The 19,524-nt window shown below is 65.6% G+C and carries 22 protein-coding genes; 10 read left to right on the forward strand and 12 right to left on the reverse strand.

Annotated features, from left to right (window positions below; translation table 11 throughout):
* Nucleotides 1-127: 127 nt before the first annotated feature.
* From VW23_RS17370 to VW23_RS17400, 7 genes are all read right to left on the reverse strand, one after another.
* Nucleotides 128-1,045 (reverse strand): nucleoside phosphorylase, encoded by a 918-nt coding sequence (locus VW23_RS17370; RefSeq protein WP_069910809.1) that lies wholly within the window; start codon nucleotides 1,043-1,045, stop codon nucleotides 128-130.
* Between the two features lie 36 nt (nucleotides 1,046-1,081).
* Nucleotides 1,082-3,142 (reverse strand): ADP-ribosylglycohydrolase family protein, encoded by a 2,061-nt coding sequence (locus VW23_RS17375; RefSeq protein ID WP_069910810.1) that lies wholly within the window; start codon nucleotides 3,140-3,142, stop codon nucleotides 1,082-1,084.
* A 3-nt stretch (nucleotides 3,143-3,145) separates the two neighbouring features.
* A complete protein-coding gene (locus tag VW23_RS17380; protein WP_069910811.1) occupies nucleotides 3,146-4,093 on the reverse strand; it encodes a nucleoside hydrolase in 948 nt (315 codons plus the stop codon).
* The gene (locus VW23_RS17385) at nucleotides 4,090-5,013 is read right to left on the reverse strand and encodes a carbohydrate kinase family protein (protein ID WP_069910812.1); all 924 of its coding nucleotides are present in this window, start codon (nucleotides 5,011-5,013) and stop codon (nucleotides 4,090-4,092) included. Before VW23_RS17385 ends, VW23_RS17380 begins: the two co-directional genes overlap by 4 nt.
* Nucleotides 5,006-5,410: a secondary thiamine-phosphate synthase enzyme YjbQ gene (locus tag VW23_RS17390; RefSeq protein WP_069910813.1), complete on the reverse strand. Its 405-nt coding sequence runs from the start codon at nucleotides 5,408-5,410 to the stop codon at nucleotides 5,006-5,008. Before VW23_RS17390 ends, VW23_RS17385 begins: the two co-directional genes overlap by 8 nt.
* Nucleotides 5,407-6,549, reverse strand: coding sequence for an SIS domain-containing protein (locus tag VW23_RS17395; protein ID WP_141728374.1), 1,143 nt, complete (start codon nucleotides 6,547-6,549; stop codon nucleotides 5,407-5,409). The genes VW23_RS17390 and VW23_RS17395 overlap by 4 nt, the downstream gene beginning before the upstream one ends.
* 174 nt (nucleotides 6,550-6,723) lie before the next feature.
* Nucleotides 6,724-8,040, reverse strand: coding sequence for an ABC transporter substrate-binding protein (locus VW23_RS17400; RefSeq protein ID WP_069910815.1), 1,317 nt, complete (start codon nucleotides 8,038-8,040; stop codon nucleotides 6,724-6,726).
* A gap of 152 nt (nucleotides 8,041-8,192) precedes the next feature.
* Between VW23_RS17400 and VW23_RS17405 the strand changes: the two genes are divergently transcribed.
* Nucleotides 8,193-9,062: an ABC transporter substrate-binding protein gene (locus VW23_RS17405; protein ID WP_069910816.1), complete on the forward strand. Its 870-nt coding sequence runs from the start codon at nucleotides 8,193-8,195 to the stop codon at nucleotides 9,060-9,062.
* A 44-nt stretch (nucleotides 9,063-9,106) separates the two neighbouring features.
* Here the strand turns inward: VW23_RS17405 and VW23_RS17410 are convergent, their stop codons facing one another.
* The 3 genes from VW23_RS17410 to VW23_RS17420 are packed head-to-tail and all read right to left on the reverse strand — an operon-like array spanning nucleotide 9,107 to nucleotide 10,614.
* Nucleotides 9,107-9,496, reverse strand: a complete 390-nt coding sequence (locus VW23_RS17410) for a type II toxin-antitoxin system VapC family toxin (protein ID WP_069910817.1) — start codon at nucleotides 9,494-9,496, stop codon at nucleotides 9,107-9,109.
* On the reverse strand, nucleotides 9,493-9,813 hold the full coding sequence (locus VW23_RS17415; protein ID WP_069910818.1) for a type II toxin-antitoxin system prevent-host-death family antitoxin: 321 nt from the start codon (nucleotides 9,811-9,813) through the stop codon (nucleotides 9,493-9,495). The genes VW23_RS17410 and VW23_RS17415 overlap by 4 nt, the downstream gene beginning before the upstream one ends.
* A gap of 45 nt (nucleotides 9,814-9,858) precedes the next feature.
* Entirely contained in the window at nucleotides 9,859-10,614 is a 756-nt protein-coding gene (locus tag VW23_RS17420; RefSeq protein WP_069910819.1) for an SOS response-associated peptidase, read from the reverse strand.
* Nucleotides 10,615-10,683: 69 nt separating this feature from the next.
* Here VW23_RS17420 and VW23_RS17425 point away from each other — a divergent pair, with 69 nt between their 5' ends.
* From VW23_RS17425 to VW23_RS17435, 3 genes are all read left to right on the forward strand, one after another.
* Complete coding sequence (locus VW23_RS17425; RefSeq protein ID WP_069910820.1) at nucleotides 10,684-11,088, forward strand: NUDIX hydrolase; 405 nt, start codon at nucleotides 10,684-10,686, stop codon at nucleotides 11,086-11,088.
* A 32-nt stretch (nucleotides 11,089-11,120) separates the two neighbouring features.
* Nucleotides 11,121-11,492 carry a TIGR02301 family protein gene (locus VW23_RS17430; protein WP_069910821.1) on the forward strand — a complete coding sequence of 124 codons (372 nt, stop codon included), beginning with the start codon at nucleotides 11,121-11,123 and terminating at the stop codon, nucleotides 11,490-11,492.
* A 107-nt stretch (nucleotides 11,493-11,599) separates the two neighbouring features.
* A complete protein-coding gene (locus VW23_RS17435; RefSeq protein ID WP_055873989.1) occupies nucleotides 11,600-11,881 on the forward strand; it encodes a hypothetical protein in 282 nt (93 codons plus the stop codon).
* Between the two features lie 145 nt (nucleotides 11,882-12,026).
* Here the strand turns inward: VW23_RS17435 and VW23_RS17440 are convergent, their stop codons facing one another.
* A complete protein-coding gene (locus VW23_RS17440; RefSeq protein WP_069910822.1) occupies nucleotides 12,027-13,349 on the reverse strand; it encodes a dihydroorotase in 1,323 nt (440 codons plus the stop codon).
* Nucleotides 13,350-13,394: 45 nt separating this feature from the next.
* Here VW23_RS17440 and ygfZ point away from each other — a divergent pair, with 45 nt between their 5' ends.
* The 3 genes from ygfZ (at nucleotide 13,395) to VW23_RS17455 (ending at nucleotide 15,526) form a co-directional block, all read left to right on the forward strand.
* Nucleotides 13,395-14,210: a CAF17-like 4Fe-4S cluster assembly/insertion protein YgfZ gene (ygfZ, locus tag VW23_RS17445; RefSeq protein ID WP_069910823.1), complete on the forward strand. Its 816-nt coding sequence runs from the start codon at nucleotides 13,395-13,397 to the stop codon at nucleotides 14,208-14,210.
* Between the two features lie 70 nt (nucleotides 14,211-14,280).
* Entirely contained in the window at nucleotides 14,281-14,892 is a 612-nt protein-coding gene (locus VW23_RS17450; RefSeq protein WP_069910846.1) for an HD domain-containing protein, read from the forward strand.
* Nucleotides 14,893-15,004: 112 nt separating this feature from the next.
* Complete coding sequence (locus VW23_RS17455) at nucleotides 15,005-15,526, forward strand: hypothetical protein (protein ID WP_069910824.1); 522 nt, start codon at nucleotides 15,005-15,007, stop codon at nucleotides 15,524-15,526.
* 332 nt (nucleotides 15,527-15,858) lie between these two features.
* On the opposite strand, the gene VW23_RS17460 is transcribed toward VW23_RS17455, so the two are convergent.
* On the reverse strand, nucleotides 15,859-17,061 hold the full coding sequence (locus VW23_RS17460; RefSeq protein WP_176730426.1) for a penicillin-binding protein activator: 1,203 nt from the start codon (nucleotides 17,059-17,061) through the stop codon (nucleotides 15,859-15,861).
* 122 nt (nucleotides 17,062-17,183) lie between these two features.
* On the opposite strand from VW23_RS17460, the gene rsmI reads away from it, so the two are divergent.
* The 3 genes from rsmI to gshB all read left to right on the forward strand — a co-directional run bounded on the left by rsmI (nucleotide 17,184) and on the right by gshB (nucleotide 19,521).
* Nucleotides 17,184-18,068, forward strand: a complete 885-nt coding sequence (rsmI, locus tag VW23_RS17465) for a 16S rRNA (cytidine(1402)-2'-O)-methyltransferase (RefSeq protein WP_069910826.1) — start codon at nucleotides 17,184-17,186, stop codon at nucleotides 18,066-18,068.
* Nucleotides 18,037-18,435, forward strand: a complete 399-nt coding sequence (locus VW23_RS17470) for a YraN family protein (RefSeq protein WP_069910827.1) — start codon at nucleotides 18,037-18,039, stop codon at nucleotides 18,433-18,435. Before rsmI ends, VW23_RS17470 begins: the two co-directional genes overlap by 32 nt.
* Before the next feature lie 141 nt (nucleotides 18,436-18,576).
* Nucleotides 18,577-19,521, forward strand: coding sequence for a glutathione synthase (gene gshB / locus VW23_RS17475; protein WP_084646276.1), 945 nt, complete (start codon nucleotides 18,577-18,579; stop codon nucleotides 19,519-19,521).
* Nucleotides 19,522-19,524 lie beyond the last annotated feature (3 nt).

Below are 19,524 nucleotides of genomic sequence, written 5' to 3' on the forward strand. Positions count from 1 at the left end.
TATAGAATGTACCAGGAGAGCCGGGGGTACACACTAGATGGGCGGGCGGCGGCGTAAGAGTGTGATAGGAGACAGGGGCAGGGGTGGGGGTCGGCTAGGACCGGTCGCGCGGCCGGCAGCTAATGCTTCAGCACCCCATCGAGGGCAGCCAGTATTTCTTGCCGGTCAAGGCGCGCTTTTTGTCCATGCGGTCGAGCAGGGCGCAGCCCTTCAGCGCCACGTCGATCGCTTTGGCGTGGCCGGCGCCGTGGCTGAACTCGGCATTGGTGATGACATTATCCGCCACCGAACATACCGAGCCGCCACGGAAACCGTAGAGCGCCGCCAGCGTCACGACAGCCGCCGACTCGCGATCGCCATTGAGCACGCCGGCGCGGTTGTAGGTCGCCAGCATTTCGATGTTCCAGGGTTGCAGGTAGCCGCCGACGCCGGGCCGGCCGACGCCGGCGAAGTCGCTGTCGACCGACAGGGTGATGCCGACGTGATAGTCGGCACTGAGCTCATCGGCAGCCTGCGCCATCGCCGCCACCACCTCGTAATGGCTGGTCGCCGGGAAGGCGCGATCGATATAGGCGCGGGTCATGCCTTCTTCGCGCACCACGCCCGATGACACCACGATGTCGCCGGGCTTGACGTCGGTGCCGATGCCACCCGAACCGCCGACGCGCAGATAGGTGTGGGCCTTGGAGAACTCCATGAAATCGTAGAGCAGCAGTTCGGCCTCGGACGAGCCGCTGCCGCCCGAGACGACGGTGATCCTCGCACCCTCGTAGGTGCCTGAGATCGAGGTGAACATCCCGGATTCGCCGATCAGCTCGGCTCCCTCGAGATACTGCCCGATATGCGCGGTCGGATCGCCGGCATAGGCGATCAGCGGATCGCGCACCGTCACCAGTACGAAGTCGCCAACTTTGTCGGGGTCGATGCGCGTCATCGCCGGGCGGCCTTCGACCATCAGGCCGCGATGCGGCACGTTGTTCCAGTAGGCGTAGCGCTCATGGATCTGCTGTAGGGCGGCGCGGCGCGCCACCTCGTCGCGGGACATGGATAACTCCTCAAAACCGGGACGGGATGCCCGCTGCTAGTGGACCGCGTGGACCAGAAAACCATCGGCCACGATGGTGCCCTTCTCTACGATGAAGCCGGCGCCGCCGCTGGTAAAGGTGGCGTCGGTGGCCTCGCCGGCTGCGCGGCCGTCGACCACGAGGCTCAGCCGATCGCCGGCCACGGTCAGCTTGAGGTCGCGCTTGCCTTCGGCGCCGACCTCCACCGGAACGCGCGACAGCACCGCAACCTCATCGTCATAACGCCTTATGATCAACGCTTCGCGACCGCGTAGCATGCCGGCATAGTAGCGGCGATGTCCACGGGCCCGGGCGACGAGGCCCGCGCCATCATTGATCGAGTAGTCGAGGGAACTGGCGACCGAATAATTGTCCCAGTCGCGGCTGCCGGTGGTGGCGACGCCGTTCTCATAGGGGTGCGAGAAGCAGAGCGTGTACTTGAAATCCGGCGCGAAGTGCTTGGCCGAGCTCACCCAGGCGCGGGTCCAGAACGGGGTGAGGTTCCAGATCGATTTGACCAGCATGCCCCTCGTCTCATAGGCGACCGGGGCGCCCGACCAGTCGACGGATTGCACCGTCACCGCGCCGTCGAAGCGCCCGTCCGAGCCAAACTCGATCCCCAGCCGGTAGAGCGGCAATCCGTTGGTATCGGGCACCAGCCAGGCGAGGTCGCCGGCGTCCGACCACGGGCCCTCGAGGCGCTGCACGGCATCGTCGCGGTCGTAGATCAGGGCGTAGAGGCGCGCCTTGACGCCGGCGGGACGGTCGAGCATCGCCGTCACCGTCTGCCCCGGATAGAGTGTCGGGCTCGCCACCATGGCGAAGCTCGACTGCGCCGCGAAGGGCTCGACGAAAACCGGCGTCGAGACCGATCCGGTGACGCCGAGCGACAGGCCGCTGAGCTCGACCGACAGTCCCGACCCGGCATTGCCGAGCCGCAGCGCTCCCTGCCGGCCGACATGACGCGGGCAGAGTGCGAAGCCCTGGGTGGCGCCCGGGTAATCGAAGCCGTATTTCGGACGGGCCGCCGGGGCCGGCTCGTCGTTGAGCGCATTGGCTGCGGCGACGATCGTGCGGGTCTGCTGCACCGCGTCGGTGATACCGGCGGCGCCATCGGCGGTGACCACATACATGAAGTCGCTGACCGGGCCGCGCAGGTCCGGGCCGCGGTCGAGGGCTGCCAGCCCGAGGCGGATGCCGTTGAGGCAACCGACATTGCCGGCATTGCAATCGGTGTCCCAGCCGGCGGTGGTAGCAATCTTCAGCGACCGGCCGAAATCGTCGCCCGCCATCAGCAGGGCCATCAGCACGATGGCATGGTTGGGGACCATGTGGCAGGGGCCATCATAGTGGTCGTAGCCATGGTTGCCGGCGATCCAGGCGCGCACCCGATGCCAGTCGTCGGTTTTGGCGCACTGGTTGCGCAACTGGTCGACGACGCTCAGCAGCTGGTTGTTGCCGACATATTTGAGGCCCCGGTCGAGCAGCTTGTCGACGCTCGGCTCCGAGAACGCCATCGCTTCCATGGTGCCGAGCAGTACGGCCGCATCGAGGGCGATGCCGTCATGGCTGACCGAGGCCGCGGCGCGCACCATCTGTGCCGCCCGATCCGGATCGTTCGGGTTGGCCATGGCGAAGCCATCCATGAAGATCTGGGCGCCGATCTGCGCCGGAATCCAGGGGCCATTGAGCTGATGCGAGCCGGTGAGCGGCGCTTTGATGCCGTTCTTCAGGTGGAGGAACGCGGTGTGCTCGGTCGAGCGCCCCAGGCCGCCCCACCACAGGATAGTCTTTTCCTCGATGATGTAGTTGAGCCAGGTCTTGCCGACGGTGTGCGGATCGAGCCGCTTGGGGTAGCCGTTATCCTCGAGCGCCCGGAAGAACGCGAAGGTGCCCGAGATGTCGTCGTCGGGCAGCATGATCGGCAGGTTCATCTTGCCATTGACGAAGTAATCCACCTCGCCATGCGTCTCCATGATCCGCTCGTACGACCAGCCCTCGACCGGCCGGCCGTGATAGACGCCGAGGATCTTGCCCAGGACGCCGGCGTAGATCTTTTCTTCGGTTGCGCGATCCATCGGTTACTCCAGCACCAGCGTCATCACCAGATCGAGGAAGCGCCGGTAGTCGGCGCTCGAAGCGACCTCGATTTCCGGCAAATGGGCCCAGCCGTGGTGGTGGCGGAAATCAGCCACGGTCTGCCCCAGCGTCAGCTCGCCCTTGGTCTCGACCCCGACCCGCGCCGTGGTGGTGCCGATCAGGCTCGGATCGATCACCGCCGCGACGGCCATCGAGTCGATCAGCACGCAATAGGACTCGAACCCCCTGCCCTCGACGAACCGCACCATCTTCTCGACGATATTGGCTTCCGGCCGGGCGGAGGCTTTCAGCGTCGCCAGCTGCTCAGCGGTGAAGTTGATGTCGAAATGGGTCGCGACATCGAGGCCGACCGCCCGCAGCCTGACACCGGACTCGAACACGAGCCGCGCCGCCTCGGGATCGACGAAGACGTTCCACTCGCTCTGCGGGGTATCCCCGGTGGCGTTGGCGAAGGCGTATTTGTTGAGGCCGAAGGAGCCGGCAATTGAGACGACCTCCCTGACCAGCGGGACGATGTCCGGCTCCTTCATGAAGGCCATGGCGAGGTTGGTGAGAGGCCCCAGCGTAATCACCGTCACCTCGCCCGGGTTAGCGCGAACCAGGTCGATGATCTGATCGACGCCGTGTTTGCCGCTCGGCGTAGTCGTCGGCTCCGGTAAGTGGGTTTCGGCCTGGCCATCGGAGCCGTGCGAGAACGGATCCTTGGCGAGTGGGCGCGCCAGAGGCTTGCCCATGCCACGCGCCACCGGAATGTCAGTGCGCCCGATCAGTTCCAGGGTCTTCAGCGCGTTCTTGGTCGTCACCTCGATCGGGTAGTTGCCGGCGACGGAGGAAATGCCGAGCAGCTCGACCGCCTTCGACTTCGCCGCGAGGATGATCGCGAGGGTGTCATCCATCCCGGGGTCGGTGTCGATCAGGATCTTCTTCATGTGGTCTGCTCCAGCATAGTCATAAGTTCAGCGACGAGGGCGGCGGCGGCCGTGCGCGTCGTGGCGGCGCCCGCTTCGGGCGGCCCGTATTGCGAAATGGCGAGGCGAGCTGCGACGGTGCCCATGGCACCGGCCCGTTCGGGGCTTAGCCCCTGCGCCAGCCCCACCAGAGCCGCGCCGCCATAGGCGTTGCCGCCGCCGGTGACATCGGTCGGCGCAACCGGCAGGCTGGGCACGAAGCGCACCGCGCCCCTGGTGATGACAAAGCTGCCGCGGGCCCCGGCCCTGAGAAACACCGTGCCAGTGCCGATGGCGCGAAGCCGGGCGATCAGCGTCGCCTCGTCGGCCGCGCCATAGATCAGCGCCGTCTCCTCGAGATTGATCGACAGCGCATCGACCTGCCGGGCCAGCTCCTCGATGCGCGCGCGGTTCTCCGGCAGGCAGGCATCGAGCGCGATCTCCCACAGGGTCAGCGGGCGGTGTGCGGCAAGCAGCGGCAGGGTTTCGGCCCAGAACGCGGGATCGAGATTGCGGAAGATGAAGAGGCTGCGAGCGCCCGTGATCACCCTCGCGATGTCAGCGGCCGTCGGCTCGATCTTGCGGAAATGCTCGGCGCCATAGACCGGCGCCTCGGTGCGGGTGCGCTCGTCGAGGTAGCGCATGATGTTGCGCGGCGCGTGATCATCGGCGAAGCGCAGCCCGCGTGTGGTCATGCCGTTCCGATCGAGCCACGGGCCGAAGGTCTGCGGCAGATCGCGGCCGGTGCCGGTGACGAGCACGGCGAAATCGCTGAACAAAGCCGCCCCGGCGAGCGCGTAAAGCCCCGCGCCGCCCGGAATATCGTCACGCCGGCTGCCGTCGGCGTAGACGATATTGTCCATCAGCACCGCGCCAACGATGATGTCGGCGCCGTCAGCCATGGCACTTCACGAAGAACTGGCGCTGGCGCGGCCCGTCGAACTCGTTGAAGAAAATGCCCTGCGAGTGGCCGAGCAGCGGCGCCCCGTCGACGATGATCAGCGTCAGGCTGACCCCGACAAGCACCGATTTCACATGCCCGGCCGCATCCTGCGGCGTGTCGAACTGGTGCTTGAAGTCGATGCGCGTCGGCACCAGCCGGTTGATATCGTCATGCACATCCTCGAGGCCCTTGGGGTCCCAGAACGAGCTGATCGACAGGCCGGCCGTGGTATGCGGCACAAAGACGACGCAGAGCCCTTCGGTGACGCCGGAGGCCGCGACCGCCTCGCGCACGGTTTTGGTGATCTCGTAGGCTTGGTTCGCCGTGGTTGCGAGCTTGTGGTTGGAAAGGCTCATTTGCCCGGCTCCCAGATGGCGCTCTGCTGCACGGTGGCGGCCGTCAGGCTGTCGTCCCACGGTGGGTTGCCGCCGCGGCCATACGCGGCCCCATCGAGGGCACTGAGATGGGCTGCGAGCAGTGCCGGGGCGGCACTGGTGAGGAGCGGCGACCAGCGTTCATCGATCGCCGGGATCGGCAGCACGGCATGACCGAGCTTGTGCGCTAGATCGGCCGCGGCCCCGCCACCGACCACCACCAGGCTGCGGCCGAGCTTGTGCATATAGGCCAGCAGTTCGACCGCCCGGCTCTCTGTGACGCTGCCCGCGGGCACCACCAGCACCGTCGCAATCTCGGCCGGCGCGTTATCGAAATAGTTGAGGTGGGTCCATTCCTCGAGGTCTCGCGCCAGCGCATGGCGGCCGGAGGCCTCGAGCAGCTTGGCGGCGCCATACTCGGCCACCGCGTAGTTGGGCCCAGCGCCGACGAACTCGACCAGCCTCCGGCCGGCCAGCGCGGTCGCGACCTGCTGCGTCGGCGTGTCGAGATCGGCGACCACGCGCTCGAGCGTCGCCAGCAGCGACTTCAGTTGCCCGCGCAAGGCCTGCGCCTCGTCCATGGTCATCGCCAGCTTCACTTCGCCAAAGCGGATGGCGAGCAGCTGCAGGCCGAGCACCGCAAACAGATAGGGCCCGAACCCAGGCGCGTTGGGCAGTTCGGGCACCGGCAGGAGCAGCTTCCGATCGGCAATGCCGGCCAGCCGACCGGTGTCGTTGCGGGTAACCGCCAGGACCTTGGCGCCGGTGGCCCGCCACAGCGTCGCGGCTTCGGCAACCCGGGCGGCGCCGCCGGAATTGGAGAGCGCCACCAGGAGGCTCTGTTCCAGCTCGCGCCGCGGATAGAGCTGCGATTGATAGCGGCCGGTTTCGAGCGGCGAACGGATTTCCGCGGCGACCTCTGCGTCGATCCAGAACGACAGCTCGGCGGCCTTGGCGGCAAACCACGAATCGCCGCTGCCGGTGAGCACGACGCGCCGGGTACGGTAGATATCGGGGGTTTCGACGGCGAGCCGGGCGTTCAGCTCCAGCGCGTCGAAGCCCTTGAGCAGCGCGCCGGGCGTGGCAAAGACCTGCTCACGCATCGGGTTGGACAGTTCCACAACAGACCTCTTGATCATGGGGCTCCCGGCGCCGCGGGCCGGGAGGGGGACGCGGACGACCGGGGGAGGTTGGTCGTCCGCGTCGGAGCCAAGCCGGGAGCGTTTCAACGAAACGCTCTTTCTTCTGGTCGCGCTTTCGAACCGGAAAAGTCTGCAACTTTTCCTGAAAACGCTTCAGAGCGACGGCTTGGGGAGTTCCTGCACCAGGCCCTGCGCCTTCTCGTCGGCGTAGGTGGTCGCGGCCTTCTTGAGCATGTCGGCGGCGCTCATCTTGTCGAGCCAGACGCTCTCGATGTCCTCGAACATCACCTGGCTGGTGGCCGGCGGGAAGAAGGTGCCGATCTTGAAGCCGAAGGTGCCCTTGTCGACGGCCGTGGTCATGGCGGCCATGGCCTCGAGGAAGGACTTGGTGAGCCCGGTGGCGGCGGGATCGGACGGGAACTGCTTGAGCGGAATGCCCCAGTAGCCCGGCCAGACCTTGGCCATTTCGGCCGCGAACTCGGCCGAGAAGATGCGGTCGAGCACCAGGGCGGCGCCGTCCTTCACCTTGGAGTTGGCGTTGATCGACAGGGTGAACGCCACGCCCATATCGTAGATCGGATAGGGCTGGCTGGCATCGAGCTGCGGCACCGGCGCAAAGGCGAAATCACCCGCCGTGGCATCCTTGAAGTAATTGGTGGCCCACTGGAAGCCGATCGAAGGGGCAAAGAAGAAGGGCGACTTCTTCTGGCTCACCAGCGAGATCGACTCGTCGAAGTTGAGCGAGAAATAGTCCTTGCCGCCGAGATAGCCCGCCTTGAACCAGCGCGCCGATTCCTCGATCGCCTTCTGCATCTCGGGCGAGTCCCAGCCTTTGCCGGTTGACAGGATGTCGTAGAACTTGGTCGGCCCGACGATGTTGTTGATGAAGATCGAGGCGTAGTTCTCGTTGACCGGCTGCCAGCCCTTGTTGCCGGTGACCGAGGCGTAGAGCCCTTCTGCCTGGGCGGCCTTCATGACCGTCTCGACTTCCTCGAGCGTCTTGGGAACGGCCCAGCCTTTTTCCTCGAGCAGCGCCTTGTTGTAGAACATGCCGTCCGAGATCAGCGAAGGCGGCATGCAGTAGAGGTGGCCGAGCTGCTGGCAGGTATCGAGCACGGGGTTGAGCAGCTTGTCGTTCCAGCCGAATTTTTCCGCATAGCCCTCGAGCGGCTCGAGCACGCCGGCCTTGGCAAGCGGCGCGATGTAGGACGGCCCCGAGGTGTAGACCAGGTCCGGTCCCTCGCCGGCCAGCACCGAGACGCGGACGTTGTTATCGACGTCGTTGTTGTAGTCCATCTGCAGTTCGTACTGATCCTGCGAGGCATTGAAGGGCTCGACCAGCACCTTCTGAAACGCTTCCTGCAGGTTGGGCGGCGCGCCCCAGAACCAAAGCGTGACCGGCTCCCTGGCCAGGGCATTGGACGATACAGCGATCAGAACAGACGCTGCGGCGACGGCGACTTTCCACATGACGTATTCCCCTGTTGATGCCGGCGGGCCGACACTCCCACGACCTCGCTACGATCCCCGCTTGAGGTCCTGCACAACTCTAGTTAAACGTTTCATGTATCGTCAAGCGAGAATCGATCCGCGGCCTCGGCCGCTGGAAACGGAGGGGTCTAGTGGGAAAGCTCGTCGTCCAGCAGTCGTGGATCAACGATTCCGAGTTCATCGGCTATTTCGTTGCCGCCGCCGAAGGGTTCTACCAGGCTGTGGGGCTGGAGGTGCTGCACCGCCCCGGACATGCCGGCCTGACACCCGAGCACACGTTGCTTGAGGGCACTGCCGATATCGCGCTCTGCGCGCCGGAATCGGTGGCCGCGACGATCCGCGACACCGGCGCCAGGCTCGCTGTCATCGGGGCGCAGTTCCAGAAGAGCCCGCTCGGCATCGTCAGCCGGGCCGACGATCCCATCCGCAATCTCGGCGAACTCAGGGGCCGCACGCTTTCAGTGCCGGACATGAACCGGGCGATGGTGCTGGAGCTGCTGGCCTATGCCGGGCTCGCAATTGAGGCGGTTGAGATCGTCCCTTACGCGCACGACCCGCGGCCGCTGATCGAGCGGCGGATCGCCGGGCTGGTCGATTTCATCGTCGATCCGCAATACCGGCTCAGCCTCGCCGGGGTCGACCCCTATGCGATGCTGCTGTTCGACCATGGCGCACCGCTGCCGAACAATCTCGCCGTGGTGACGGAGGCGACCCTGCTGGCGCGCCGCCGGGAGCTGGTCGACTGGCTGCTCGCCTCGCGGCAAGGCTGGCAGGAAAATTACCATGACCCTGCCTTCTACCCGGCGCGGCTGCGCGGCGACCCGCTGGTCGAGAGCCGGACGCTGGCGCACGAGATCTATGCCAATGGCGCGTTTCAACCGCTGGTCGAGACGCCGGATGGCATCATGTCGATGAGCGACGGGCTGATCGACGGTGTCGTGGCGTATCTGGAACGGGTCCACCTGCCGGTAGAGCGCGGCCTGTTCACGCCGCTGATCTGACCGATCCCTTCCCGCGAAAGGCCGGATTGGTTCCGTGAAACGATCTAGAACAGAATGGTTCGCGGATCGTAGGCCGCAAGGGCTTCATCGTGTGTGACGAGCTGCAAGCCCTCGACCTGGGCTTGGGCGAGCAACAGGCGGTCGAAGGGATCAGCGTGGAAGGCCGCGATCGTTTCGACGGCTTTGGCGTGTCTGGAGGTTACCGCTATCTCGCGAAGGCCGCTTCGCGCCGCCAGCTCCACGATGGCGTCCGACGCGGTAGTCGGCGCACTGCGCCGTCCCGACGCGCGCTTGGACGCGATCTCGAAGATGCTGATCGCCGAGAAGTGGACATCGTTATGCGCGTCTTCGATCGTGCGCCGCAGTGGGGCCGGAAGCAGCCTCGTCGCAGTCATTGCCCACACCAGCGTATGCGTGTCGAGCAGCAGCCTCACGCGGACTTATTCCGCTTCCTGCCGTACTTCTCTTCAAGCTCACGCGAATGCCGCTCGAACCGTTCCCAGCGTGCGTCAAGAACATCCTTCCAGATCACCTCGTCAAGGGCTTGCCACTCCCTGAACCACTCCTCGTCAAGCGTCCCGAACTCACCCTCCGCGATGCCCAACCGCCGCTCGGGCTGCTCGATCGGCACGATCCGAGCAACCGGCTTGCCGTTGCGCGCCAGGATGATCTCCGTTTCCCTGCCACTCTCCACGGCATCAACCAACTTGGAGAGATTGGTCTTGGCTTCGAGCATGTTGACTTTGGGCATGGACGTTACCTTAGCTAACCTGGCTAATGTACGTCGCGACGGTCCCTAGAACAAGTCCAGCTGCCCACTACCGCCGGCGGCGACTTTCTTCTTCGGCTTTGCGGCCGCCGCCGCTTCGGCTTCCGCCTCTTCGGGGCTGATCGGGCGGATCAGCTCGGGGCCGTCGATATCGGCGCGACCGACCGCCTTGCTTACCGGATGGTATTTCAGCGCGCCCGGCGGCAGCGGCAAAGCCAGCTGGCGGGCGGCGGCAATATCGAAATCGCGGGTATTGAGCCACATGTCGATGGCGTCGCCGGTCAGCATGGCCGGCATCCGGTCGTAGACCGAGCTGATCTCGAGGTTGGGCTCGACGGTGACGATGCAGGCGGTATCGATCTCCTCGCCGTTCGGGCCCGCCCAGTTCGAATAGAGCCCGGCAAAGATCATGGGGGAATCGTCCTCCATGGTGATGTAGTAGGGCTGGCGCTTGCCATCTGGCCCCTTCATCCACTCGTAATAGCCCGAGGCCGGCACGATACAGCGTGAATGGCGCACCGCGTCGCGGAAGGACGGCTTTTCCGCCATGGTTTCGGCCCGGGCGTTGATCAGCAGCGAGAACTCGCGCGGATCCTTCACCCAGTTGGGGACGAACCCCCAGCGCACCAGCTGGATGGTGCGGCGCCCCGACTGCTCCCACACCACCGCGATCGGCTGGGTCGGGGTGATGTTGTAGCGCGGCGGAAAGTCGATCTGGTTGAGCAGGTTGAACAGCTCGACCATCATCTCCGGCGGCAAAGTGGTGGCGTAGCGTCCGCACATAGTCGAGGCCTCTCTTCACCCCCTAGTTAGGCACTTGCCGCGAGGAGGACAAACCACAATCATCGGTTTATGCCCGAGTCCCGCCAGCCTCCCAATGCTGCCAGCGTCGCCCTGATCGATCGCGACAAGGTGCTGCTGATCCAGCGCGCCAGGAAGCCGTATTTCGGCATGTGGAGCCTGCCGGGCGGGCGGCTAGAGCCGGGCGAGACGCCCGAGCAGACGGCCGAGCGCGAGATCATGGAGGAGGTCGGCCTCAGGGTCTGGCGGCTGCACCCAATCAAGCGGATGTTGCTCGGCGAGGGACGCTTCATACTGCAGGTCTATGCCACCGAAGCGTTCGAGGGTGAGATCGTCGCCTCCGACGAAGTCAGCGCCTGGCGCTGGGTGCGGCTCGACGAGATCGGCAGCATGCACACGACGCCCGATCTCGGCGAGGTGGTCGCCGGCGCTTTCCGGGTCTTCGATCGCAGTTGAGGCAGGCGGGCGTTTCACATAAAGGTCAAGCCATGCGCCTCCGCCCGCTTCGCATTGCTCTGATTGCCCTGCTGCTGGCGGCAGCGCCGGCGCGCGCTATCGATCCGCCCTACCAGGCCGAGATGGAGCGGTTGTCCGAGATCCTCGGCAGCCTCTATTTCCTCAACCCGCTGTGCAAGCCCGCTGCGAGCTCTGACTGGCGCGGCGAGATGGCCGACCTGATCGCACTTGATGAACCCGACGACGACCGCAAGCAGCGGCTGACCGGCGCCTTCAATGCCGGTTACGAGGCCTACGCGCGGCTTTACCGGGTGTGCACAGTGTCAGCGGAACAGGCGATGTCGCGCCTCCTGGTCGAGGCGGAAAAGACCGCGCGCGATATCCACTCGCGCTATGCGGAGTAACACCGACTCCGGGGATTGGGTCGGTTAACAATAATTGCAGAGTGCATATTAACCTTTTGGAGACGGATGGGGCGCGCCGCCCGCCCGACCGTGCTACGGCCGAAGTTATGAAACTCTCGAAGACCCTCAAGGGCGACAACGGCAGCATCGAGCGTCTCGCCGAGGCGGAGCGCGAAGAGCGCCAGGTGGCGCTGGAGTATATTGCGGAAGCCTGGAACACCGCCGAGGACGACGGCATCGCCACGCAGGCGCTGGCGCATGCCTCGCTGTTCGCGGCGATCACCTCGCTGGTCGAGCACCATGGAGAGACCGCGATCGCCGAGCTGATCGCCACCCTGCCCGACCGCATCCAGGCCGGCGAATACAGCCTCAGCCGCTCGCTGCAGTAGCAAGCACCCCTCATCCGGCGCTACGCGCCACCTTCTCCCCGACGGGGAGAAGAATCCGGATAGCGCGGTGACCACCACTATTCCTCTCCCCGTCGGGGAGAGGGTGGATCGGCCGTCAGGCCGAGACGGGTGAGGGGTTCGGTGGCTAAAGCGCTTCCAGAAACCGCATCGGCTGGCCGATGCTCGGCGTCAGCAGCTCGCCCTGCCACATCACCGTGTTGCCGCGCACGATCGTCCCTACCGGCCAGCCGGTGACGGTCACGCCATCATAGGGGGTCCAACCGGCGCGGCTTTTGACCCAATCGTTGGTGATGGTTTCGCGCCGCTTCAGATCCACCACCGTCAGGTCGGCATCGTAACCCACGGCGATGCGGCCCTTGTTGGCGATGCCGAACAGCCGGTTGGGGCCATGGCTCGACATATCGACGAAGCGCTCGAGGCTCATCCGCCCGGCATTGATATGGTCGAGCATGATCGGCACCAGGGTCTGCACCCCGGTCATCCCGGAATGCGACTGCGGGTAGGGGTGGTCCTTCTCTTCGCGGGTATGCGGCGCATGATCGGAGCCGAGCACATCGGCGACGCCGTTCTTCACCCCGGCCCAGATGCCGTCGCGATGCGCCTTGTCGCGCACCGGCGGGTTCATCTGCGCGTAGGTGCCGAGGCGCGTGTAGGCGGTTTCATCCAGCGTCAGGTGGTGCGGGGTCACTTCGACGCTCGCCACGTCCTTGTGTGCGGCCAGAAACACCATCTCCTCGGCAGTCGAGATGTGGAGGATGTGGACGCGCTTGCCGGTCTTCCGCGCCAGCGCCACCAGCCGGCGGGTCGAGAGCATCGCCGCCTCCGGGTCGCGCCACACCGGGTGCGAGGAGGGATCGCCAGGTACGCGCAGGGGTTTGCGCTCTTCGAGCCGATACTCGTCCTCGGAGTGGAAGGCAGCGCGGCGGGAGATGGCAGTTAAGATCGCCTCGACTCCGTCATCGTCGGGCACCAGCAGCGAACCGGTGGAAGAGCCCATGAACACTTTTACCCCGGCGCAACCGGGCAGCCGCTCGAGCTCGGGCAGCTGCGCCACGTTGTCGTGGGTGCCGCCGATATAGAAGGCGAAATCGCAATGCATGCGGCGGGTGCCGAGGCGGATCTTTTCCTCAAACGTTTCGCGTGTCGTGGTCAGCGGGTTGGTGTTGGGCATCTCGAACACGCCGGTGACGCCGCCCATTACGGCCGAGAGCGAACCGGACTCGAGATCTTCCTTGTGGGTCAGGCCCGGCTCGCGGAAATGCACCTGGGTATCGATGACACCGGGGAGGACGTGCAGGCCGGTGCAGTCGACCACTTCGCCGGCTGACGCCGCGCCCAGATCACCCAGGGCGACGATGCGCCCGTCGTTCACCGCGATGTCGGTCTGGTGCACCCCGTCATGGTTCACCACCGTGCCGTTCTTGAAGATCGTCTCGTACTGCGCCATGTCTCTAGTCCGCCTGCCTTTCGGCGGGTGTAGCGGAACCATCCCATGCCCACAATCCTCCGTCCGTCCCGTGCCGCCTTCCGGTTTTCCGGTCCCGAGGCGCAGAAACTGCTGTTCGACGTGGTGACCGGGCGCTTGCTGGCCGAACCGGGCCCCGCCGTGTGGTGGGCGCTGCTGTCGCCGCAGGGCAAGGTGCAGGCCGAGGGGCTGAGCGGCTGGGCCGAGGACGCCTTCTGGCTCGATGTCGACGCCACGGTGGCCGATGCGTTCCTGAAGAAAATGAAGCTCTACCGGCTGCGCGCCCAGGTACAGATCGACGACCTCAGGGAAACCCATGCGGTGGGCTGGAGCTTTGACGGGTGGGCCGAGGGGATCGTCCACGCCGATCCGCGTGGCCTCGGCGAACGGGTCATCGCTCAGACAACCGCTACCACCGGCTGGCTGCCTGCCGACGACAGCTTCGCGGCGCATCGGATCAGCGCAGGCATTCCCGAACAAGGCCAGGATTTCGGCATCGACCAGAATTTTGCCCATGACATCGGGCTCGACCTGCTCGAGGGCATCGACTTCATCAAGGGCTGCTATATCGGCCAGGAAGTGGTGAGCCGGATGAAGCATCGCGGCACCGCCCGCCGCCGCCCGGTGATCGTCTCCGGCATTGACGCCCCAGCCGGCACGTCGGTGGTCGCCAGCGGCCGTGACGCCGGCCCGATCGGCGAGGTGGTCGATGGTCGTGCCGTGGCCATCCTCAGGCTCGACCGCATCACCGATCCCGCGGCGGTCACTGTCGATGGCAAGCCGGTGACGGTGACGCTGCCGCCTTACGCCACCTATCAGTTCGGTGACGTGGCGGACGAGTAGGACGCCATCCAACTCGCGAATCAGCCTCGTTCCCACTACGTTCCCATGCTTCGGAGCACAGGGGACGATGATGGCGCGTGGTAAGGAGCGGGCGTGGCAGCGCATGCTGTCGGGCAGGCGGCTCGATATCCTCGACCCATCGCCGCTCGATGTCGAACTGAGCGACATCGCGCATGGCCTCGCCCGCGTCGCGCGCTGGAACGGCCAGACCATTGGCGACTACCCGTTCTCGGTGGCGCAGCATTCGGTGCTGGTGCTCGAGCTCTACCGCGCGCTGAACCGCGACGCCGAGCCGCGCGCCCTGCTCTACGCCGTGCTGCACGACGCGCCCGAATATGTGATGGGCGACATCATCTCGCCGTTCAAGGCGGCGATGGGCGGCAACTACAAGGAGGTAGAGAACCGGCTGCTCGGCGCGGTGTATCTGCGCTTCTCACTCCCCGCGACGCCGCCGGCGGCGCTGCAGAAGCAGATCAAGCGCGCCGATCGCGAGGCGGCCTTTCTCGAGGCGACGCACCTCGCCGGCTTCGATGCCGAGGAGGCGCGACGCTATTTCGGCGAGCCGACATTCCCGGTGTTCGAGTTCGAGCCGTTCGAAAAGCTGATCCGCCCGTGGCCGACGCGCGAAGCCTATGACCGCTTCGTCGAGGTGGTCGAAAAGCTGGCAGCCGAACTGCCCTGAGGGCCTGGCAGCGACAAACTCCGGTTAAGTTTACCTTAATCGCTGTTCCATTTTGACACGCCTTCGGGCGGCATGGTTGATGGTTGGTTAACAAACCGACCGGAGAACGGCCATGGACGCGACGAAGACGATCATGCTTGCGGGAGCAATCGGACTCGGAGCGGCGGCGCTGCTGTCACTGCCCAACGTGCTGCCACGGGCGGTGGCCGAGGAAGAGCCGATGCGGACGCTGTTCAGCACGCCCCGGGAGACCTGGCCGCCGGCCTTCGATCCGGACCGGCTGATGCGCTGGAGCTACTATGTCCAGCCCGGCGTCTCGGTCGAGCCGATCAAGGAAACGGTGGTGCGCAAGATCGGCTACGGGCGCAGCACGTTCGTCAACGTCATGGAGACGGCGAGCGGGGTCTATTCGACCGACGGGCTCGCCAGCCCACATATCCAGTATCCCGGAATCATCAAGGAGCCAAAACCGTCGCCGGCTGCCGGCCTCTGGTACTGGAGCGGCCGCCAATGGGTGGCCAGCGCGCCGATCTCAGCCGACTCATTCGTCTCGATCATCCCGTTCGACGACGGGAGCCTGTTGACCACCGAAGACGGCAACTGCGTGGCGCTCAAGAACAGCGTCTATTGCTAGGGCGCGGACTTCGCGAGCGGCGTGGTTTGGCTCGACCTTGGTCGCACCCACCGGCTGTCATCCAAACTCGGTGTCATCCCCGCGAAAGCGGGGAACTACGTTTGCGATCGTGCAAAGGCCAAGAAAACAGAGGTTCCCGCTTTCGCGGGAATGACCCGGTGGGTGGGGCACCGCCCTAACTTAGTGCCTACGAGCGAAAGCTGGGACCTAATTCCGCCGCGAGGGCTTTGCCCTCGTCCGCTAGGGCAGGCTCAGGCTGCGAAATGGGTCCCCACTTTCGCGGGGATGACACCGAGTGGGTGGCAAAATAGCGCCACCAACCGTGATCCGATCTACAGCTTGGCGCCCTCGGCGACGGTGGCTGTACCGATCGATACCTGCTTGATCACCAATGCATATTCGCTCCGCCCATCGGGCAGGAAGCGGAACACGCCGTCGCGGCCGTTGAATCCGGCCGGCAGGGTCAGCTGCGCCCGATCGTATTTCGGCGTGCCGTTGGCGAGCGAGCCGGCATTGGCGAGGATGGTGGCGGTATAGGCGATGGTGGCGAACTTATGCGGCGCCGAGCCGTACTTGGCCTGATACTCGGGCAATAACGCGTTATACCCGGTATCGTCGATGGCCGGGAAGATCGCCCCGGCGAGCGTCGTGGTGTTGAGAATCGACTGATCGCTTTCCCAATCGGCCGAACCGATCAGTTGCACCTTGCCCGGGGTGATGCCGGCCTCGTTGAGGAGGTTGGCAAAGCTCGGCGCCGTCGCCCGATCGGGGATGAACAGCGCATCGATCTGCCCGGCCTGCAGCATCGGCACCAGCTGGGTGACGACGTTGCGGGCCTCCTCTTCGGAGGAGAAATTGTACACGGCCCGGGCATTGAGCCCCAGGTCGGAGGTGGCCTGGCGGAAGGCGCCTTCCTGGATGCGGCCGAAATCGGTTGTGGGGAACACGCCGGCAAAGGCCTTCTTGCCAAGCTTCTTGGCATAGCCCATCGAGCGCTTCACTTCGCTTTCGGGCAGGATGTTGAGCAGGTACACACCGGGCGAGGCGGCGCCGGAATTGTTGGAGAAGCCGATCATCGGCACGCCGGCGGCCTTCGCCACCTGGCCCGCCGCCGTCACCTGGTCGGCCCGCAGCGGCCCGAGGATCAGGCTGGCGCCTTCGCTCAGCGCCTGCTGCGCCGCCTGGGTGGCGCCGCTGGCGGTGGCGCCGGTATCCTTCAGCACCACGGTGATGTTTTCACCGATATTGGGATTGGTCTCGACGAAGCTGATCGCCATTTCCGAAGCGTTGGCCATCGAGGTGCCGACGCCGGCGAGGTTGGGGTCGCCGGTAAGCGGCAGCAGCAGCGCCACGCGCACCGGCCCCTTGCCGAAGGTCTTGCCGGCGGCGAGCGGCTGCGATGCGCCGCCGCTGGTGCCGCCAGGTCCGAAATTGAAGTTGCCGGCCGAGCAGGCCGACAGCAGGGCCGCCGCGGCAAGGCCGAGCCCAATAGACCTGAGCCCAGTCAGCACGCCGGCGCCATCAGCAAATCTCACTTGCCCAACCTTTATCGAGTCCCGCACTGTGGCCTAGAGCGCCACTCCAAGCGTGGTCTATACAGAATCGAGCCCGGCTCATAAAGACCGAGCTTAACCTTGGCTTAACTTTCGGGGGTGGCGTGGACGATCGCGCAAGGAGCTATTTCATTGCCGGGACTGAGTTTCCGGCGCCGCCGCTGGCGGCGGGGCTCTATGTGGTCGCCACCCCGATCGGCAACCTCAAGGACATCACACTGCGCGCTTTGGAGACGCTGGCGGCGGCCGAGCTGATCCTCTGCGAGGACACCCGGCATTCGGCGACGCTGCTCGATCATTACGGTATCCGCACGCCGCGAAAGTCGCTGCACGAGCATAATGAGCGGGCCCGCATCGGCGAAGTGATCGCTTCGATCGAGGCCGGCCGCGCCATCGCGCAGATCTCCGATGCTGGGACGCCTTTGCTCTCCGATCCGGGCTTCCCGCTGGTCCGCGCGGTGCGTGAAGCCAACCTGGCGGTGTTCGCCAATCCCGGTGCTTCGGCTTTGCTCGCCGCTCTCGCCAGCGCGGGCCTGCCCACCGATGCCTTCGGTTTCGTCGGATTCCTCCCCGCCAAATCCGGCGCCCGGGCCAATGCGCTCGCAGCGCTGAAGGCGCGCCCCGACACGCTGGTGTTCTATGAATCGCCGCGCCGGCTCGGCGATGCGCTCACCGCGATGGCGGAAGCCTTGGGCGATCGCCCCGCTGCGGTGGCTCTTGAGCTCACCAAGCGCTTCGAGCGGGTCGAACGCGGCACACTCAGCGAGCTCGCGATGCATTTCGGCGCCGGCGATACCAAGGGCGAAGCAGTGATCCTCGTCGGCGGCGCCGAAGACGTGGTCGTCGATGCCGCCGACTGGCAGGCAGCGCTCGACGAGGCGCTGGCCGCCGGACCGCTGCGCGCCGCCGTCGACGACATCACCGCCCGCTTCGGCCTCAAGCGCAAGGAGGTCTACGATGCCGCCCTGGCCCGCAAGGCCGAACAATAACCAGAACCGCAGCAGCCGGCTCGACGCCGAGCTGTATGGCCGGCGCGGCGAAACGCTGGCCGCCTGGTATCTGCGGCTCAAGGGCTACCGGATCGTTGCGACGCGGGTGAAGACGCCGGTGGGCGAGATCGACCTGATTGCAAGCCGCTTCGGCACCACCGCCTTCATCGAGGTGAAGGCCCGGCAGCATCGCAGCGAAGAGGCCGTGGCGCTCGAGGCGGTCAATACCAGCCGGATTTCACGCGCCGCGCAGTACTATGTTGCGCGCCACCCCGCCCTCGCCGAAACGCCGCTCCGCTTCGATGTGATTTTCCTTGCACCGGGCACGTGGCCGCGCCATGTGAAGAACGCTTTTCAGGGCGAGTGAGGCACTCCGTCTCCTTCTCCACCAGGTCATTCCCGCGAAAGCGGGAACCTCCGTTTGCGGAGTGTGCGGCGCGCCCGGAGAACAGAGATTCCCGCCTTCGCGGGAATGACCCGGTGGGTGTTTGAGCGTCGGAGCGTAACCGTGACTTTGAAAATCGCCGTGCAGATGGACCCCATCGCTTCGATCAATCCGGCGGGGGATTCGACCTTCGCGCTGATGCTCGAGGCGCAGGCGCGACAGCACCAGGTCGACTATTACGTGCCGCAGACCCTGGCGCTGCGCGACAACCATGTCTCGGCCGAGGTGGCGCCGATCACCCTGTTCGACAAGCCGAAGGGCGAGCATTACGCGCTCGGCGAATTCACCCGCGTCGAGCTCGCCACCTACGACGTGGTGCTGATGCGGCAGGACCCGCCGTTCGACATGAACTACATCACGCTCAGCCACCTCCTGGAGCGGATCCACCCCAGAACCTTCGTGGTGAACCCGCCGGCGGCGGTGCGCAATGCGCCGGAAAAGATCCTCGTCACCGAGTTCCCCGAGCTGATGCCGCCGACGCTGGTGACGCGCGACCGCGGCCTCATCCACGCCTTCCGCAAGGAGCACGGCAACATCATCGTCAAGCCGCTCTACGGCAATGGCGGCGCCGGGGTGTTCCTGATCCAGGAGGCCGACCAGAACCTCAACTCGCTGATCGAACTGTTCGAACAGAGTTTTCGCGAGCCGTTCATGGTGCAGAAGTACCTCCCCGCGGTGCGCAAGGGCGACAAACGCATCATCCTCGTCGATGGCGAGCCGGTGGCCGGGCTCAACCGCATTCCGGCCGAGGGCGAGGCGCGCTCCAACATGCATGTCGGCGGCCGCCCGGAGCTATCGCCGCTCACCGACCGCGAGCGCGAAATCTGCGCCACCATCGGGCCGGCGCTGAAAGAACGCGACATGATCTTTGTCGGCATCGATGTGATCGGCGACTACCTCACCGAGATCAATGTCACCTCGCCCACCGGCATCCGCGAGATCAAGCGCTTTGGCGGCCCCGATATCGCCGTGCTGATCTGGGACGCCATCGAGAAGCGGCGGGCCTAGCGC

It is taken from the genome of Devosia insulae DS-56, from assembly GCF_000970465.2.
Classification (GTDB): domain Bacteria; phylum Pseudomonadota; class Alphaproteobacteria; order Rhizobiales; family Devosiaceae; genus Devosia_A; species Devosia_A insulae.

Coding starts and splice junctions, on each gene's coding strand:
- VW23_RS17455 (WP_069910824.1), top strand. CDS start 15,005: ATGGACGCGACGAAGACGATCATGCTTGCGGGAGCAATCGGACTCGGA.
- VW23_RS17425 (WP_069910820.1), top strand. CDS start 10,684: ATGCCCGAGTCCCGCCAGCCTCCCAATGCTGCCAGCGTCGCCCTGATC.
- VW23_RS17390 (WP_069910813.1), bottom strand. CDS start 5,410: ATGAGCCTTTCCAACCACAAGCTCGCAACCACGGCGAACCAAGCCTAC.
- VW23_RS17450 (WP_069910846.1), top strand. CDS start 14,281: ATGGCGCGTGGTAAGGAGCGGGCGTGGCAGCGCATGCTGTCGGGCAGG.
- VW23_RS17400 (WP_069910815.1), bottom strand. CDS start 8,040: ATGTGGAAAGTCGCCGTCGCCGCAGCGTCTGTTCTGATCGCTGTATCG.
- VW23_RS17470 (WP_069910827.1), top strand. CDS start 18,037: ATGCCGCCCTGGCCCGCAAGGCCGAACAATAACCAGAACCGCAGCAGC.
- VW23_RS17435 (WP_055873989.1), top strand. CDS start 11,600: ATGAAACTCTCGAAGACCCTCAAGGGCGACAACGGCAGCATCGAGCGT.
- VW23_RS17370 (WP_069910809.1), bottom strand. CDS start 1,045: ATGTCCCGCGACGAGGTGGCGCGCCGCGCCGCCCTACAGCAGATCCAT.
- VW23_RS17430 (WP_069910821.1), top strand. CDS start 11,121: ATGCGCCTCCGCCCGCTTCGCATTGCTCTGATTGCCCTGCTGCTGGCG.
- VW23_RS17375 (WP_069910810.1), bottom strand. CDS start 3,142: ATGGATCGCGCAACCGAAGAAAAGATCTACGCCGGCGTCCTGGGCAAG.
- VW23_RS17380 (WP_069910811.1), bottom strand. CDS start 4,093: ATGAAGAAGATCCTGATCGACACCGACCCCGGGATGGATGACACCCTC.
- ygfZ (WP_069910823.1), top strand. CDS start 13,395: ATGCCCACAATCCTCCGTCCGTCCCGTGCCGCCTTCCGGTTTTCCGGT.
- VW23_RS17415 (WP_069910818.1), bottom strand. CDS start 9,813: ATGCCCAAAGTCAACATGCTCGAAGCCAAGACCAATCTCTCCAAGTTG.
- VW23_RS17440 (WP_069910822.1), bottom strand. CDS start 13,349: ATGGCGCAGTACGAGACGATCTTCAAGAACGGCACGGTGGTGAACCAT.
- VW23_RS17385 (WP_069910812.1), bottom strand. CDS start 5,013: ATGGCTGACGGCGCCGACATCATCGTTGGCGCGGTGCTGATGGACAAT.
- VW23_RS17420 (WP_069910819.1), bottom strand. CDS start 10,614: ATGTGCGGACGCTACGCCACCACTTTGCCGCCGGAGATGATGGTCGAG.